Origin of the sequence: Kineococcus xinjiangensis (assembly GCF_002934625.1) — a bacterium.
Classification (GTDB): Bacteria; Actinomycetota; Actinomycetes; order Actinomycetales; family Kineococcaceae; genus Kineococcus_A; species Kineococcus_A xinjiangensis.
Genome location: NZ_PTJD01000008.1, coordinates 113,924 through 130,990, shown reverse-complemented (window position 1 = coordinate 130,990; position 17,067 = coordinate 113,924). Strand labels below are relative to the sequence as shown.

Below are 17,067 nucleotides of genomic sequence, written 5' to 3'. Positions count from 1 at the left end.
CGGATCAGCCCGCCGCGATCCAGGCGGTCGCGTCGACCGGCAGGCGCCCGCCCACCAGGGGTGCGCTCGCCAGCAGCACCTCCCCGGCGGGCAGGTCCACGGATTCCCCCGAGAGGTTGGCGACGACCGTCGTGCTGCCGTTGGCGAACTCCAGCACGTCCTCGCGCGGACCGAGCCAGCGCACCCCGCCCAGGCCGAGCCGCAGCTCCCGGCGCAGCCGCAGCGCGCCGCGGTACAGCTCGAGGGTCGAGCCCTCCCGCCCCTCCTGCGCGGCGACGGACAGCTCCGCCCACGACGGCGGCTGCGGCAGCCACGCCGCCGGAGCGGGGCCGAACCCGTAGGAGGGCGCCGTCCCCGACCACGGGATCGGCACCCGGCAGCCGTCCCGGCCGACGTCCGCACCGCCGGTGCGGGCGAACTGCGGGTCCTGCCGCACCTCGTCGGGCAGCGTGGTGTGGTCGGGAAGCCCCAGCTCCTCGCCCTGGTACAGGTAGGCGCCCCCGGGCAGTGCCAGCATCAGCAGCGTCGCCGCCCGCGCCCGCCGCAGCCCCAGGTCGGCGTCGGGCTGGGGGTCGTCGGGGCCCACGCCCCCGGCGGGCATGCGCTCGGGGGGGTACCCGAAGCGGCTGGTGTGGCGCAGGACGTCGTGGTTGGACAGCACCCACGTCGCGGGAGCACCCACCACCGCGTGCGCCGCGAGCGTCGAGTCGACCACCTCCCGCAGTTCCCGCGCCCCCCAGCGCGCCTTGAGGTGGTCGAAGTTGAAGGCCTGGTGCATCTCGTCGCCCCGCAGGTAGCGCGTCAGGCGCTCCTGGGGCGCCACCCACGCCTCGGCGACCATCATGCGGTCGCCCGGGTAGGAGTCCAGCACCTGGCGCCAGCGACGGTAGATGTCGTGCACGCCCTCCTGGTCCCACATGGGCGGGCGCTCCCCGCTGGGGGTGCTGCCCTGCAGCAGCGCCTGCTCGTGGTCCCAGTCGGGCAGGCCCTCCGCCTTGACCATGCCGTGCGCGACGTCGACCCGGAACCCGTCGACACCGCGGTCCAGCCAGAACCGCAGCACGGCGTCGAACTCGTCGGCGACCTCGGGGTCGGTCCAGTCGAGGTCGGGCTGGCTGCTGTCGAAGAGGTGCAGGTACCACTGCCCCGGGCGACCGTCGGGCTCCACCACCCGCGTCCACGCCGACCCGCCGAACACCGAGCGCCAGTTGTTCGGGGGCTGCTCGCCGCGCGGTCCGCGGCCGTCGCGGAACACGTAGCGGGCCCGCTCCCGGGACCCGGGGCCTGCGGCCAGGGCCGCGCCGAACCAGGGGTGGTCGGAGGACGTGTGGTTGGGGACGAGGTCCACCACCACCCGCAGGCCGAGTTCGCGCGCGCGGGTGAGCAGCGCGTCGGCGTCCTCGAGGGTTCCGAACACCGGGTCCACGTCCCGGTAGTCGCTGACGTCGTAGCCGGCGTCGCGCTGAGGGGAGCGGTAGAACGGCGACAACCACACCGCGTCGACCCCGAGGGCGGCGAGGTGGTCCAGCCGGGAGGTGATGCCCGGCAGGTCCCCCACCCCGTCCCCGTCGGCGTCCGCGAACGAGCGCGGGTACACCTGGTAGATGACGGCGTCGTGCCACCAGGGCGCCTGCACTGCCGGGGAGCGGTTCGCGGAGGTCACCGCGACATCCTGCCCGAGGCCGGCCGCCGCTCAGACCTCCCGGCTCGCGGACTCAGGTCTCCCCGCACGGGAACGCCCCCGCGGCCGCCGGTCCCTGCCCGGGACACCGGCCGCCGCGGGGGCGCGTTCGGGCGGCGCTCCTACAGCGCCGAGAGGCGGTAGCGCAGCGCCTCGAGCTGGTCGCAGACCTCCACGGGAACCCGCGGGCCGAACTGCTCCAGCCACGTCTCCGTGTCGTCGCACTCCGCGCGCCAGCTGTCGCCGTCGACCGCGAACAGCTGCGCCAGGTCGTCCTCGGGCAGGTCCAGCCCGTCCAGGTCGAGGGCGTCGCGCGCCGGGACCCAGCCGATCGGGGACGCGGCCGCGGCGGCGCTGCCCTCGACGCGCCGGCAGATCCACGCCAGCACGCGGGCGTTCTCGCCGAAACCCGGCCACAGGAAGCGGCCGTCGGCGCCCTTGCGGAACCAGTTCACGGCGAACATCTTCGGCCGGGTCTGCGCAGGCAGGTCACGGCCCACGCGCAGCCAGTGCCGCCAGTGGTCGCCCATGTGGTAGCCGGCGAAGGGCAGCATCGCGAACGGGTCGCGGCGCAGCTCCCCGACGGTGCCCTCCGCGGCGGCGGTGCGCTCGGAGGAGACCGTCGCGCCGAGGAACACGCCGTGGTCCCAGCTGAGCGCCTCGGTCACCAGGGGCACGTTGCTCGCGCGGCGGCCACCGAAGAGGATCGCGTCGATCGGCACGCCGGCGGGGTCCTCCCAGTCCGCGGCCATGGACGGGCACTGGGCTGCGGAGACCGTGAAACGCGAGTTCGGGTGCGCCGCCGGAGTGGCGGACCGCGGCGTCCAGTCCTGCCCGCGCCAGTCGGTCAGGTGCTCGGGAACCTCGTCCGTGAGCCCCTCCCACCACACGTCCCCGTCGTCGGTCAGGGCGACGTTGGTGAAGATGGTGTTCTCCCGCAGCATCTCCACGGCGACGGGGTTGGTGGACTCACCCGTGCCGGGCGCCACGCCGAAGAACCCCGCCTCCGGGTTGATGGCGCGCAGGCGCCCGTCCGGGCCGGGGCGCATCCAGGCGATGTCGTCGCCGATGGTCTCCACCTGCCAGCCCGGCAGCTTCGACTGCAGCATGGCGAGGTTCGTCTTCCCGCACGCCGAGGGGAACGCTGCGGCGAGGTGGAAGCGGCGCCCCTCGGGGGAGGTGATGCGGAGGATGAGCATGTGCTCGGCGAGCCAGCCCTCGTCGCGGCCCATGACCGAGGCGATGCGCAGCGCGAAGCACTTCTTGCCCAGGAGGGCGTTGCCGCCGTAACCGGAGCCGTAGGACCAGATCTCCCGCGTCTCGGGGAAGTGCGCGATGTACTTCAGGTCGCTGCACGGCCACGGCACGTCGGGGCGGGCGCGGCCGAGGACGTCCACCAGCGGGTACCCGACGCTGTGCACGGCCGGCACGAACTCGGTGTCCTCGTCGATGAGGTCGAGGACGCCCTCGCCCATGCGCGTCATCGTGCGCATGCTCACGACGACGTAGGGGGAGTCGGTCAACTGCACCCCGAGCTGCGACATGGGGCCGCCGAGGGGGCCCATCGAGAAGGGCACCACGTACATGGTGCGCCCGCGCATGCAGCCCTCGAACACCGCGTCGAGCTCCTCGCGCAGGGCGGTGGGCTCGCGCCAGTTGTTCGTCGGACCGGCGTCCTCCTTGCGGCGGGAGGCGATGAACGTGCGGTCCTCCACCCGGGCCACGTCGCTCGGCGCGGAGCGGGCGAGGAAGCTGTTCGGCCGCTTGGCCGGGTCGAGGCGGATGAGGGTGCCGGAGTCCACCATCTGCGACGTCAGCCGCTCCCACTCCTCCTCCGAGCCGTCGCACCACACCACCCGGTCCGGCTGGGTGAGCGCGGCGATGCGGCCCACCCACTCCGCGAGGCGGCGGTTGCGGGTGGGGAGGGAGACCTGCAGGTCGCTCCCGGCGGTGCGGACGGCGGTGTCGGGGGCGGTGCTGGTCACGGTCGCGGTCACGGGATCCTCCGGTCGCTGGGTGATCGGTGTTCTTCGATCCTGGCGGCCTGAGGTGCCGTCTTCAAACCCGGACGGGTGTAAGAATCGCCAAAGTTTCGCTACGGTCAACTCCTATGGCCCGAGTCCGCGTCGCAGCCCTCGAACACATCGGCGCCCCCCAGGAGAGCGCCGCACCGCCTCCGGCGCCCGAGACGGTCGACCCCGTCACCCTCGGGCGGCGCATCCGCCACTTCCGCACCCAGCGCGGGCTGACCCTGGCCGACCTCGGAGCCCGGGCCGGCGCCACCCCCAGCCAGCTGTCGCTCGTCGAGAACGGCAGGCGCGAGCCGCGGCTGTCGCTGCTCACCGCCCTCGCCGGGGCCCTCTCGGTGCCGGTCGCCGACCTCGTCAGCCCCGAGCCGCCGCCCGACCGCCGCGCCGCACTGGAGATCGAGCTCGACCGCGCCCAGCGCAGCCCCCTCTTCGCCGGACTCGGGATCAAACCCGTCCGCCCCGGCCGGACCCTGCCCATGGACGCGCTCGAGTCCCTTGTCGCACTGCACGCGGAACTGGCACGCCGGCACAACGCCTCCCACGCCACCCCGGAGGAGGCCCGTCGCGCCAACACCGAGATCCGCCTGGTGATGCGCACGGTCGACAACCACCTGCCCGAGCTGGAGGAGCTCGCGGAGACCATGGTGCGCGAGGCCGGGTACACCGTCGGCGCGCTCACCCACCGCACGGTGGCGCGCATGGCCGAACTGCTCGGGTTCCGCATCATCCACGTCGACGACCTGCCGCACTCCACCCGCACGGTCACCGACCTCGCCAACGGCCGCATCTACCTGCCGCCCGCCTCGATCCCCGGCGGGCACGGCCTGCGATCCCTGGCGCTGCAGGCCATCGCGCACCGGATCCTCGGCCACGAGCACCCCGCCAGCTACGCCGACTTCCTCCGACAGCGCCTGGAGATCAACTACTTCGCCGCCGCCTGCCTCATGCCCCGCGGCGTCGCCGTCGAGTTCCTCTCCACCGCCAAGAACGCCAAGGACCTCGCGGTGGAGGACTTCCGCGACGCGTTCGGCGTCACCCACGAGGCCGCCGCCCAGCGCCTGACGAACCTCGCCACGTCCCACCTCGACATCCCCGTGCACTTCCTGCGCGTCGGCGACGACGGCGCCCTGTACCGCGGCTACGAGAACGACGGCGCGCCGTTCGTGCAGGACGCCACCGGTGCCATCGAGGGCCAGCCGGTGTGCAGGCGCTGGACCGCGCGCACCGTCTTCGGCCTGCAGGACCGCACCACGGAGAACTACCAGTACACCGACACCCCCGCCGGGACGTACTGGTGCTCCAGCCAGACGGGCACCCAGACCGCGGGGCAGTTCTCCATCACCGTCGGCGTGCCCTACCTGCACGCGAAGTGGTTCCGCGGCCGCGACACCAGCGTGCGGCAGGTGTCGCGCTGCCCCGACGAGTCCTGCTGCCGTCGCCCCCCGGTGGACCTGACGCGGCAGTGGGAGGGGAGGGCCTGGCCCAGCGCCGCCCTGCACGCGCAGATCCTCGCGCCGCTGCCCGCCGGCACGTTCCCCGGCGTCGACGACGCCGAGGTGTACGCCTTCCTGGAGAAGCACGCACCCCGCGACTGAGGAGCACGCCACCCGCGAGTGACGGCGAGGACGCGGCGGCGGTGACGTCCCACCGCGCGACACGGGCGTGTCGCGCGGCAGGACGTCACCGCCGCCGGGGGGAGCGGGTGGCAGCGGGCCTACTTGGGGTCCGGCACCATCGCGTCGAAGGCGGTCGCCGCGCCCTCGTTGAGCGCGTCGCGCCCGCCGAAGACGACGCCCGTGCTCACCGCGCCGCCCTTCGTCAGCGTCGTCAGGGCCGTCTTCGTCGCCGGCTGCAGCGTGTCGCCGATGTTGAGCAGCAGGGGGCCGGCGAGGTTGCCCATCGCGGCGGAACCCACCAGGGCGTCCGGCCAGTTCTGGCCCGGGGCCAGGCCGACGACCTTCACGGGCGCGGGAGTCGGGGAACCCGGCGCGGGCGCCGTGACGAAGCGCTCCGCCACGAGACGGGCGGTGTCGTAGCGGTCCGCACCCACGAGGGCGCGCGGCGCGATCGCCGCCGCGGTCGGCAGCTGCGCCGCCGCTGCGGCCGCCGGGCCACCGACGGGCACCGTGCGCGCCCCGGTCGGGTCGTGCTTCTCCAGGTACGCCCGCGTCGCCGTCGGCATCACCGGGCCCTCCGTGAGGACCACCACCCCGCCCGTGCGGGCGGCCAGTGCGGAGACGGCCAGCCCGTCCGGGTAGGCGGTGCCGCTGGCCAGGTAGATCGGGGCGGTCGCCGGTGCGGCCACCGCGTCGGCGATGGCGATGCTCGTCGCGTACCGGTCGCCACCCGAGAGCCGCTTGACGACGTACTTCGCCGACAGCGCCTTCAGGGCGGACTCCACCGGAGCCGAGAGGGCGCCCGGGCCGCCGAGGACGTAGACGGTGCCGTCCTCCGCCAGCAGGCGCTTCACCTCCGCCGCGACGTCCGCCTGCAGCGTGCCGGTGCCCGTCAGCAGGAGCGGGGCGGCGGACGCCGAGGCCAGCCGAGCCCCCCCGAGGGCGTCCGCGTAGCTGGTGGAGGTCGCCACGACCACGGCCCTCGCCGAGCCGGCCGCGGGGAAGAGCGCCTTCGAGACCCGCACCGACGTCGCCACCCGGTCCGCCCCGTCGAAGCGGTGCAGCCCCGCGGCCGGGGGCACGACCGCGCCGCCGGAGGGTGCGGGCACGACCGCGTCCGAGGCGGGCGAGGCCGCACCGGTACCGAAGGAGTTCACCGCCGCGACGGTGAACGTGTACGAGGCGCCTGCCTCCAGCCCCGTCACCTTCTGGGTGGTGGCGGTGCTCGTGAACACCACCGGGGTGCCCGCCGTGCCCGCGCGGTGCGGGATGACGGAGTACCCGGTGACGGGGGAGTCGCCCGCGGCGGTCGGTGCGGTCCAGGTGAGCGTCACGCCGGCAGGGGCGTCGACCGCCGTGGGCTTCGCCGGCGCGCCCGGGGGGGTGCCGACGACGAGCGTCACGATCTGGTCGTCGTGCCCGGTGGAGTTGGTGGCGCGCACCGTGAACGTCGTGCTGCCCTTGGTGGTGGGTGCGCCGGAGAGGACGCCGGTGCTGCCGTTGAACACCATGCCCGCGGGAAGCGTCCCCAGCACCGTCCACGACGGGGTGGGGAAGCCCGTCGCCGTGAACCGGTGCGAGTAGGCGGCGCCGACCGCGGCCACCGGCGGTGCCGCGGACGTCACGTGCGGCCCGGTCGCGGCGGCGGTCGACGTCAGCTCCACCACCTGCGGGGACGTCCCGGCGGTCGCCACGTAGACGCGCTCCTCGCGGTCGACGGCGACCCCTCCGGGGGCGTCCAGCGGCGCGGACAGCGCCGCGCCGGCCGTCGCCGCTCCAGCGGTGCCGGTGCCCGCGACGAGGGAGAGCGACCCCGTGGGCGCCACCTTCTCCACGCGGTGGTTGCCGCGGTCGGCGATGAAGAGGTTGCCTCCCGCGTCGACGGCCACGCCCGTGGGGCTGGACAGCGGCGAGGAGAGCGCCGCCCCGGCCGTCGCCGCTCCGGCCGTGCCGGTGCCCGCGACGACGGACAGCACGCCCGCGACGGTGACCTTCTCGATGCGGTGGTTGCCGCGGTCGGCGATGAAGAGGTCGCCGAGGGCGTCGACGGCCACGCCGCTGGGCGCCGACAGCGGCGAGGCGGTCGCCGCCCCCGGCACCGGGGCCGCCGCCCGACCGGTGCCCGCGACCACCGAGAGCGTCGTCCCGGTCACCTTCTCCACCTGGTTGTTGCCGGTGTCGGCGATGTAGACGGCCCCCACCGCGTCGACCGCGACGCCGCCGGGGGAGGACAGCGGGGAGGTGGCGGCGGTGCCGGGCTGCGGGGCCCCCGCGACGCCGGTGCCGGCGAGGAAGGTCAGCGCCCCGCTCGACGTCACTCTCAGGACGCGGTGGTTGCCCGTGTCGGCGATGTACACCGTGCCCGCGGCGTCCACGGCCACCCCGGCCGGGGAGCTCAGCGGAGAGGCCGTGGCCGGCCCCGCCACGGACGGGCCCTGCGTGCCGTCGCCGGCCACGGCCGACAGCGTCCCGCCGCGGGAGAGCTTCCACACCCGGTGGTCCGCGGTGTCCGCGATGTAGAGGTTCCCGGCCGCGTCCGAGGCGACGCCCGACGGCCCCACCAGGGCCTCCGCCGTGCCGGTGCCGGCGCGCACGGTCACGGTGTAGCCGCTCCCGCTCGCCTGCGCGGGGACCGCCCCCGCGAACGCCAGCGCGGGCGCCGCCAGGGCGATCAGCCAGGCGGCCGCGCGGCGGCGGGGACGGCGGACGGCGCGGGATGCGGTGGTGTCGGAGGTCACGCTCCGTCCATCGGCGGCCGGACGGGGCCGCTTGAGCCACCCGTCTGGAGCAGCGCCGTCCCGCTCAGTCCTCGAACGAGTTCAGCAGGCTGTGCGCCGCCCGCTCCAGGTAGTCCCACAGCACCGCCTCCTGCGCCGGCGGCAGCCCCAGGGAGTCCACGGCCGCGCGCATGTGCAGCAGCCACCGGTCCCGAGCGAGGGGGCCGACCGTGAAGGAGGCGTGCCGCATCCGCAGCCGCGGGTGGCCCCGCTGCTCCGAGTACGTCGTCGGCCCGCCCCAGTACTGCTCCAGGAACATCCGCAGCCGCTCCGCCGCCGGGGCCAGGTCCGCCTCCGGGTACATCGGGCGCAGCACCTCGTCACCGGCCACGCCCTCGTAGAAGCGCGCCACCAGCCGCTCGAACGTCTCCGCGCCGCCCACCTCGTCGTAGAACGTCCGGGCCTCCCCGGGGGTGCGCCCGCTCAGGGCCACCGGGCGGACGAAGGGCAGGTTCGGCTGCTGGCTCACCCGACCAGTGTGCCCCGCGCCCGCCGCTCCGCCGCGCGCGCCACGTTGCGCTGCATCGCGCCGAACACCACGCCGTGGAAGGGCGTCACCGACCACCAGTACAGCTGCCCCGCCAGCCCGCGCGGGTGGAACAGCGCCCGCTGCCGGAACACCGTCCCGCCCGCGGGGTCGCGCTCCACGTGCAGCTCCAGCCACGCCAGGCCCGGCAGCCGCATCTCCGCCCGCAGCCGCAGCAGCCGGCCCTCCTCGCGCGCCTCCACCCGCCAGAAGTCCACCGCGTCGCCCACCCGCACCGCGTGCGGGTCCCGCCGCCCCCTGCGCAGGCCCGGCCCCCCGGAGGCGCGGTCCAGCAGACCGCGGACCGTCCACGCCAGCGGCCAGGAGTACCAGCCGTTCTCCCCGCCGATGCCCTCCACGACCTCCCACAGGCACCGCGGCGACGCGGCCACCGCCGTCGTGCGCTCGTCCACGTGCAGGCTCCCGCCCGCCCAGTCCGGATCGGTCGGCAGCGGGTCGCTGGGCGCCCCCGGCACCGACGCCGAGCTCCACCTGGTGACGACGTCCGCCTCCCGCACCCGCTGCAGCGCCAGGCGCACCGCGTCGTCGAAGCCCAGCAGCCCCTCCGGCGGGTCGGGCACCCAACGGGCGATGTCGCGCTCGGAGCAGACCACCTCGTGCACGAGGCTGTCGACGAGCGGGCGGGCGATGCTGCTCGGCACCGGGGTGACCACCCCCACCCAGTGGCTGGACAGGCTCGGCGTCAGGACGTTGACCGGGAGGATGCGCCGCGGCCGCAGACCCGCCACCCGGGCGTAGCCGCGCATCATGTCCAGGTACGTCATGACGTCCGGCCCGCCGATGTCGAAGGTCCGCGACACCTCCGGCGGCATCCGCGCCGACTCCACCAGGTACCGCAGGACGTCGCGGATGGCGATCGGCTGGATCCGGTTGTGCACCCAGCGCGGGGTGATCATCACGGGGAGCCGTTCGGTGAGGTAGCGCAGCATCTCGAAGCTCGCCGAGCCGGAACCCAGGATCACGGCGGCCTGCAGGGCGGTGGTCGGCACGCCCGAGTCGAGCAGGACCTCGCCCACCTCGCGACGCGACTCCAGGTGCTGCGAGAGCTCCTCGCCCTCCGGGTGCAGACCGCCGAGGTAGACGATGCGTCCCACCCCCGCCGCCCGCGCCGCCCGCCCGAAGCCGCGGGCGGTGCGCCGCTCGGCCGCGGCGAAGCGGCGGGAGTCGTTCATCGAGTGCAGCAGGTAGTAGGCGACGTCCACGCCCTCCAGCGCGCGTGCCAGGTCCTCCGGCTTCGACGCGTCGGCACGGACCACCTCCACCCGTCCCGACCACGGGCGCTCGCGCAGCGCCTCCGGGTTGCGCGCCATCGCCCGCACCCGGAACCCCGCCCGCAGCAGCTCCGGCACCAGGCGGCCGCCGATGTAGCCGGTCGCGCCCGTCACGAGCGTCAGCGGCCCGGCCCCCGCGGGGGGACCGGGCCGCTGCTGCTGGTCGTCGCCCGCGTGCTCGTCTGCGTCCACCGGGCCAGTGTGCGAGCGCGGGGGAGCCACGGCGAGCGCAACCGCGGCGAGCGCGTCCTACAGGCCCCGGGCCGCCGCGGCGTCGAGGTCCTTGGCCACGCGCGACTCCCCGGACGGCGGCGGCTGGGCGGGCGCCGCCTCGGCCGAGTCGCCGGTGTGCTGCACCGGCGGGTGCGCCCCGCCCGGCTCCGCCTGCCGCAGCCACACCGTGCGCTGCGGGAAGGGGAACTCGATGCCCTCCGCGTCGAACGCCGCCTTGATCCGCCGGCGCATCTCGCGGGCGACCTTCCACTGCTCCAGCGGCGCGGTCTTGACCACGACGCGGAGGACGACGGAGTCCGGGGCCATCTGCTCCACGCCCCACACCTCCGGCTCCTCCAGGACGAGGTCCTTCCAGTCCTCGTCCTCGGCCAGGCGCCGGCCGATGCGCTCCAGCAGGTCGCTGACGCGGGCGACGTCCTCCTCGTAGGCGACGGCGACGTCGAGCACGGCCCGCGCCCAGCCCTGGCTCTGGTTGCCCACCCGCAGGATCTCGCCGTTGCGGACGTACCAGACGGTGCCGTTGACGTCGCGCAGCCGCGTCACGCGCAGGCCGACCGCCTCGACCGTGCCGGAGGCGTCGCCCACGTCGACGACGTCGCCGACGCCGTACTGGTCCTCGGCGAGCATGAAGATGCCGGAGAGGAAGTCCTTGACGAGGCTCTGCGCGCCGAAGCCGAGCGCCACACCGGCGATCCCCGCCGAGGCCAGGAACGGGCCGATGGGCAGCCCGATCGTGTCCAGCACCATGAGGCCTGCGGTGACCGCCACGAGCAGGGTGACGACGCTCTTGAGCACCGAGCCGATGGTGCGGGCGCGCTGGTTGCGCCGCTCCGACAGCAGCGGGCTCGAGTCCAGCAGGGGGTTGCGCCGCCCGCCGCCGAGGCGTTCCGCGCCCTCGCTGATGCTCGTCGTGACGCGGTCGATCACCCGCATCAGCAGGTAGCGGACCACGAAGCCGATCAGCAGGATCAGCGCGATCTTGAAGGGCCAGTCGACGAGGATCCCGGCGATGCGTCCGACCAGCTCGTTGTCGGTCCAGTCGTAGACGTAACCGCAGACGCTGGTCTCGCCCCGGACGCACTCCTCGCCGACCACCTCGGCCTTGAGGGCCCCGAGGGCCTCGGCGGGCTCGACGGACTCGGCGGACTCCGGTTCGGCGGCCGGGCCGGGCGGCTTCGGCGGGGTGGGCATGAGCGTGGGTGCAAGGGTCACGACGGGCGGCTCCTCCTCGGTCGGTCGTCAGACGGGTGCGGGATCGTTCGGGGCGGGATCGTTCGGGGCGGGGCGGCGGGCCGTGAGGTCCAGCCCGGTCTCCGCGGCCGCGAACGAGAGGGTGTCGCGCAGCAGGGCCACCGACCGCGACAGGGAGCGGGCGCCGTGGCCGACGTCCTTCTCCCGCCGCAGCAGCACCGGGTGCTGCGACGACGTGGCGTGCTGCAGCGCCGCGCACAGCTTGCGGGCGTGCAGCGGGTCCACGCGGGTGTCGCTGTCGAAGACCGTGAACAGCACCGCCGGGTACGCGGTGCCCTCGCTCACGCGGTGGTACGGGGAGTAGGCCAGCAGCCAGCCGAACTCCTCGGGGACCGCCGCGCTGCCGTACTCGTCGCTCCACGTCGCGCCCAGGCCGTGCAGCTCGTAGCGGACCATGTCCAGCAGCGGAGCGGAGCAGACCACAGCACGGTACAGGCCCGGCTCCTGCGTCAGCGCCGCCCCGACCAGCAGGCCCCCGTTGGAGCCGCCCTCGATGCACAGCTGCGCGGGCGTCGTCCAGCCGCCCGCGACGAGCGCCCGCGCGGCCGCGTGCAGGTCGTCGAAGACGTTCTGCTTGGACCCGCGCATGCCGGCGCGGTGCCACTCCTCGCCCTCCTCGCCGCCGCCGCGCAGGTTGGCCACGACGTGGACGCCGCCCGCCTCCACCCACGCCAGCGCCTCGGGGGAGTAGTGCGGGCTGAGGCTGATCCCGAAGCCGCCGTAGCCGTAGAGGATGGCCGGGGCGGGGGCCAGCGGGGAGCCGTCCGCCGCCAGGGAGTCGGCGCGGGCGACGACCAGCATGCGGACCGTCGTGCCGTCGGCGCCGGGGAAGTCCACCAGGCGGCTGACGACGTCGGGCACCTCCACGGCCCCGGGGGGCTCGGCCTCCAGCGCGAGGGAGCCGTCCCGGCCGTCGAAGCGCCACACCTTCGCCGGCGTGGTGGTGTCGGTGTGGGCGAACCACACCTCGTGCCCGCCCTCGGGGCGCGCCAGGAGCCCGCCGATCGTGCCGACCCCGGGCAGCGAGACGGTGCCGCGCCCACCCGGCAGGCGCTCGCCGGAGGCCAGGGAGTGCACGGTGATCTCCGACACCGCGTGCCGGGTCCAGCCCACGACCAGCAGCGGCTCCCGCCCCGCCAGCCGCATCTCCTCCCCGTCGAGCAGCGCCACGTCGTCGAGCACGGCGTCGGGGGACTGCGGGACCAGGTCCCGCCAGTGCTCGGGGCCGGGCTGCTCGGGGTCCGCGACGGCGAGGCGGCCGCGGGGGGCGTCGAGGTCGGTGAACACGTACAGCCGCCCGTCGCGCCCCACCCAGGCGCTGCTCTGGGCGTCGCGGCCGGTGACGACCTCCCGCAGCCGCGGTGCGGCGGGGCCGGTGGCGGCCAGGTCCGCGAGCCACACGTCGTTGCGGGGAGCGGTGCCGTCGGAGGCGGTCACGACGAGCCAGCGCCCGTCGCGGGAGGTCCACACGCCGTAGTAGTTGGTCTTCGACATCCCCGCGCCGAACACCTCGACGTCCTCGGCCGGGTCCGTGCCGACGCGGTGGAGGTAGACCCGGCGGTGGTACTGCCGCTCGTCCTCCGGCAGCAGCTCCGGCGCGAGGCGGCGCACGTAGTAGAAGGCGGGCGCCTCGCCCTCGGCGGCCGGCAGCCACGCCACGGGCGAGTAGCGGGTGCGGTCGACGGGACCGTCGACGACCTCGCCGGTGGCGACGTCGAGGACGCGCAGGGCGCTCTCCTCCGTGCCGCCCTCGGAGAGCTGGTAGGCCAGCAGGCGGCCCTCGGCGTCCGGGCGCCACGCGTCGAGGGTGGTGGTGCCGGCCGGGTCGAGCGCCAGGGGGTCGACGAGGACGCGCTCCTCGCCCCCCTCGGTCACGACGAGCACGGACAGCTCCTGCTCGGGGGTCCGGCGGGTGCGGAAGACGCGCTCGCCGCGGTGCACGGGGGCGCCCACCGACCCGGTGGACATCAGCCGGCGGACGCGTTCGGCCACGGCGTCGCGGGCCGGCAGCGCCGCGGCGTAGGCGTCGAAGAGCCGGTCCTGGGCCGCGGACCACGCGACGGTGCGCGGGTCGTCGGCGTCCTCCAGCCACCGGTAGGGGTCGGCGACGGGCTGCCCGTGCAGCTCCTCCACGAGGTCCAGGCGCGGGGCCGGGGGAGGGGTGGGGGCTCCGGTCGTGGCAGTCGGGCTGTCCATGCCCCCACCCTAGGCAGCGCAGCGGTGCCCGCCCGCCCGGCTTGTCGGGAACCGGTCTCATCATCGCGCTGCGTGGGGCAGGGATCAGCGCGTCGTGGCGGACCTCGGGAAGCCGTCGCCCACGGCCTCTGGCAGAGTTCCTGATCGTGTCGCAGGACAGCCAGCCCACCCTGACCCCGCAACTGCGCGACCTCGCCGAGGCCCTGGGGGTAGCCACCTCCTTCACGGACTGGCAGGGACAAGCCAGCGACGTGTCCGCAGCGACCGTGGTCGCCGTGCTCGCGGCGCTCGGAGTGGACGCCTCCACACCGGACGCGGCGGCCGACGCCCTCGCCGAGGTCCGGCAGCGGCCGTGGCGGCGGATGCTGCCCCCCGTGGTCGTCGTGCGCGAGGGGCGCACCGTCGACGTCCCCGTCCACGTCGTGCACGGCGCCCCCGTCGACGTGCGCGTCGAGCTGGAGGGCGGGGCCGGCGAGGCCCCCCTGCGCCAGCTCGACCGCTGGGTGGACCCCCGGCACGTCGACGGCGTCCTCACCGGCCGCGCCACCTTCGAGGTCCCCGACGACCTGCCCCTGGGCTGGCACGCGCTCGTCGCCCGCAGCGGTGACGCGGAGGCCCGCACGCCGCTGGTCATCACCCCGGACGTGCTCCCGCTGCCGGGCGTCCTCGGGGAGCCCGGCGGCCGCGCCTGGGGCTACATGACGCAGCTGTACTCCGTGCGATCGAGGGCCTCCTGGGGCTTCGGCGACATCGCCGACCTCATGGAGCTCACCTCCTGGGCCGGGCGGGAGCAGGGCGCCGGCTGGGTGCTCGTCAACCCCCTCGCCGCCGCGCAGCCCGTCGGGCCCATGGAGGCGTCGCCGTACCTGCCCGTCACCCGTCGGTTCGTCAACCCCATCTACATCCGGGTGGAGGACGTCCGCGAGAGCGCCTACCTGCCCGCCAAGGCGCAGGCCGAGCTGCGCAAGTGCGCCAAGGAGCTGCGCAAGGCCAACGGCAGCCCCGGGGAGATCGACCGCGACGCGGTCTGGGCGGCCAAGCGGCAGGCCCTGGAGATCGTCTTCGCCCACCCCCGCAGCGGCGCCCGCGAGGCCGCCTTCCGCGAGTACGTCGCCACCGAGGACCCCGGCCTCACCGGCTTCGCCACCTGGTGCGCCCTCGCCGAGCGCCTCGGCCTGCCGGCGTCGCAGTGGCCGCAGGAGTACGCCGACCCCACCTCGCCCGCCGTCGCGGAGCTCGCCGAGCAGCTCGCGGACCGCGTCGAGTTCCACCGCTGGCTGCAGTGGGTGGCCGACGAGCAGCTCGAGGACGCCCAGGCCACCGCCACCGCGGCGGGCATGCCCGTCGGGATCGTCCACGACCTCGCCGTCGGGGTGCACCCCGAGGGCGCCGACGTGTGGGCTCTCGGCGACGTCCTCGCGCGCGGCGTGAGCGTCGGCGCGCCCCCGGACGCCTTCAACCAGCAGGGCCAGGACTGGAGCCAGCCGCCGTGGCGCCCCGACCGGCTCGCCGAGCTGGCCTACGCGCCCTTCCGCGACATGGTCCGCACCATCCTGCGCCACGCCGGTGGCCTGCGCGTCGACCACGTCCTCGGCCTCTTCCGCCTGTGGTGGGTGCCGGCCGGGCAGGGGCCGCAGAACGGCACCTACGTCCGCTACGACCACGAGGCGATGATCGGCATCCTCGCCCTGGAGGCGCACCGGGCCGGCGCCGTCGTCATCGGCGAGGACCTCGGCACCGTCGAGCCCTGGGTGCGGCGCTACCTGTCCGAACGCGGCATCCTCGGCAGCGCCGTGCTGTGGTTCGAGCGGGACTGGGACAGCGGCCGGCCGACGCCGCCCGAGGACTACCGGGAGCTGGCGCTGGCCAGCGTGACCGTGCACGACCTGCCCCCGACAGCCGGTTACCTGGCCGGCGAGCACGTCAAGCTGCGCGAGCGGCTGGGGCTGCTGACCCGGCCCGCCGAGGAGGAGCACGCCGCCGACCGAGCCGAGCAGGAGAGCGTGCTGGCGCTGCTGCGCGAGGAGGGCCTGCTCGCCGAGGGCGCGGGGGAGCAGGAGGTCGTGGAGGCCCTGCACCGGCACATCGCCCTCGCCCCGGCGCGCATGGTGGGGGTCGCGCTCGTCGACGCGGTCGGAGACCGGCGCACGCAGAACCAGCCCGGCACGGCCCTGGAGTACCCGAACTGGCGGATGCCGCTGACCGACTCCGAGGGGAAGGTCGTGCTCGTGGACGACCTGCCCGGCAACGAGCGCGCGGCGTCGCTGGCGCGGGCGGTGTCGGAGACGATGGCGCAGGCGGCGGCGCGGCGGTCCTGACCGCCGCGCCGGTGGGGAGCCCCCGTCCGCGCGCCGCCCGTAGGGTCGCGTCGTGACCACCCCGGACCCCACCGCCGCGCTGGCCGCGGCCGCCTCCACGGTGGCCGCGCGCCGCGGCTACCTGGCCACCGCCAGCACCGGCCTGCCCTCGCAGGCGGTGCTGGCCGCGGTCCAGAACGCCCTGGCGGCCTGGGCCGGCGGGCGGCTCGGCCCGGAGGAGGCCGTGGCCCTCGTCGAGCGCGCCCGGGGGCTGTTCGCCCGGCTGCTGGCGACGACCCCGGACCGGGTGGCGGCCGGGTCGCAGGCCTCCGTCGCGGTGGGCGTGGTCGCCGCCTGCGTCCCCGACGGCGGCCGGGTCCTCTGCGCCGAGGGCGACTACACCTCCCTCACCTGGCCCTTCGCCGCGCACGCGCACCGCGGCGTCCGGGTGGAGACCGCGCCCCTGGCGCACCTGCCGGAGGTCCTCGCCGCAGGCCGCCACGACTGGGTGGCGGTCAGCGCCGTGCAGTCCGCGGACGGTCGCGTGCTGGACCTCGCCCGGCTGCGGGCAGCGGCCGCGGAGGCCGGTGCCCGCGTGCTGCTGGACACCACCCAGGCCGTGGGCTGGCTACCGCTGCGCGCCGATACCGCCGACGTGACCGTGACGTCCCTCTACAAGTGGGTGCCCGCACCGCGGGGCGCCTGCCTCACCACCTTCGGCGAACGCGCACTCGCCGAGCTGCGGCCCTCGGCCGCCGCCGCCCGGGCCGCAGCCGAGGGCAGCGACCCCTTCTACGGCTGGCCGCCGCGGCTGCGCCCCGACGCGCGCCGCTTCGACGTCGCGCCCGCCTGGGCCGCCTGGGCAGGGGCCGTCCCCGCGCTGGAGACCGCCCTCGCGCTCGGCGTCGAGGCGGTGCACGCCCACGACGTGCGTCTCGCCGACGCGCTGCTGCAGGCCCTGGGCTCCCCGCCCGCCGGGTCCGCCGTCGTGAGCGTCCCGGCCTCCGAGGCGGCACGTGCGGCGCTCGCCGCCGCGGGGCTGCGGACGTCGCTGCGCGGGGGCCGGGTCCGGCTGGCGTTCCACTGGTGGAACGACGAGGAGGACGTCGAACTGGCCGCCACCGCCCTCCGGGCGCGCTGAGCCGACCGCCCTGCCGGCCCGACGCG

10 protein-coding genes are annotated in these 17,067 nt (G+C 75.6%); 3 read left to right on the top strand and 7 right to left on the bottom strand.

The window, feature by feature from the left end; translation table 11 throughout:
- Nucleotides 1-4: 4 nt before the first annotated feature.
- Nucleotides 5-1,663: a glycoside hydrolase family 13 protein gene (locus CLV92_RS12505; protein ID WP_245886764.1), complete on the bottom strand. Its 1,659-nt coding sequence runs from the start codon at nucleotides 1,661-1,663 to the stop codon at nucleotides 5-7.
- Nucleotides 1,664-1,803: 140 nt separating this feature from the next.
- Nucleotides 1,804-3,618, bottom strand: coding sequence for a phosphoenolpyruvate carboxykinase (GTP) (locus tag CLV92_RS12500; RefSeq protein WP_104433239.1), 1,815 nt, complete (start codon nucleotides 3,616-3,618; stop codon nucleotides 1,804-1,806).
- Nucleotides 3,619-3,791: 173 nt separating this feature from the next.
- On the opposite strand from CLV92_RS12500, the gene CLV92_RS12495 reads away from it, so the two are divergent.
- Complete coding sequence (locus CLV92_RS12495) at nucleotides 3,792-5,306, top strand: XRE family transcriptional regulator (RefSeq protein WP_104433155.1); 1,515 nt, start codon at nucleotides 3,792-3,794, stop codon at nucleotides 5,304-5,306.
- 119 nt (nucleotides 5,307-5,425) lie between these two features.
- On the opposite strand, the gene CLV92_RS12490 is transcribed toward CLV92_RS12495, so the two are convergent.
- The 5 genes from CLV92_RS12490 to CLV92_RS12470 all read right to left on the bottom strand — a co-directional run bounded on the left by CLV92_RS12490 (nucleotide 5,426) and on the right by CLV92_RS12470 (nucleotide 13,603).
- Nucleotides 5,426-8,065, bottom strand: a complete 2,640-nt coding sequence (locus tag CLV92_RS12490) for a cell wall-binding repeat-containing protein (protein WP_104433154.1) — start codon at nucleotides 8,063-8,065, stop codon at nucleotides 5,426-5,428.
- A gap of 64 nt (nucleotides 8,066-8,129) precedes the next feature.
- Nucleotides 8,130-8,555: a globin gene (locus tag CLV92_RS12485; RefSeq protein WP_342762339.1), complete on the bottom strand. Its 426-nt coding sequence runs from the start codon at nucleotides 8,553-8,555 to the stop codon at nucleotides 8,130-8,132.
- A gap of 14 nt (nucleotides 8,556-8,569) precedes the next feature.
- The gene (locus tag CLV92_RS12480; RefSeq protein WP_104433153.1) at nucleotides 8,570-10,114 is read right to left on the bottom strand and encodes an SDR family oxidoreductase; all 1,545 of its coding nucleotides are present in this window, start codon (nucleotides 10,112-10,114) and stop codon (nucleotides 8,570-8,572) included.
- A 57-nt stretch (nucleotides 10,115-10,171) separates the two neighbouring features.
- Entirely contained in the window at nucleotides 10,172-11,368 is a 1,197-nt protein-coding gene (locus CLV92_RS12475) for a mechanosensitive ion channel family protein (protein ID WP_211291091.1), read from the bottom strand.
- 27 nt (nucleotides 11,369-11,395) lie between these two features.
- The gene (locus CLV92_RS12470; protein ID WP_104433151.1) at nucleotides 11,396-13,603 is read right to left on the bottom strand and encodes a prolyl oligopeptidase family serine peptidase; all 2,208 of its coding nucleotides are present in this window, start codon (nucleotides 13,601-13,603) and stop codon (nucleotides 11,396-11,398) included.
- Between the two features lie 146 nt (nucleotides 13,604-13,749).
- On the opposite strand from CLV92_RS12470, the gene malQ reads away from it, so the two are divergent.
- Nucleotides 13,750-15,921 carry a 4-alpha-glucanotransferase gene (gene malQ / locus CLV92_RS12465; RefSeq protein ID WP_245886762.1) on the top strand — a complete coding sequence of 724 codons (2,172 nt, stop codon included), beginning with the start codon at nucleotides 13,750-13,752 and terminating at the stop codon, nucleotides 15,919-15,921.
- A gap of 52 nt (nucleotides 15,922-15,973) precedes the next feature.
- Nucleotides 15,974-17,041: an aminotransferase class V-fold PLP-dependent enzyme gene (locus CLV92_RS12460; protein ID WP_211291090.1), complete on the top strand. Its 1,068-nt coding sequence runs from the start codon at nucleotides 15,974-15,976 to the stop codon at nucleotides 17,039-17,041.
- Nucleotides 17,042-17,067: the final 26 nt, after the last annotated feature.

Bases quoted from the DNA above. Each gene is read 5' to 3' on its own strand.
- CLV92_RS12495 (WP_104433155.1), top strand. From the start codon at position 3,792: ATGGCCCGAGTCCGCGTCGCAGCCCTCGAACACATCGGCGCCCCCCAG.
- CLV92_RS12470 (WP_104433151.1), bottom strand. From the start codon at position 13,603: ATGGACAGCCCGACTGCCACGACCGGAGCCCCCACCCCTCCCCCGGCC.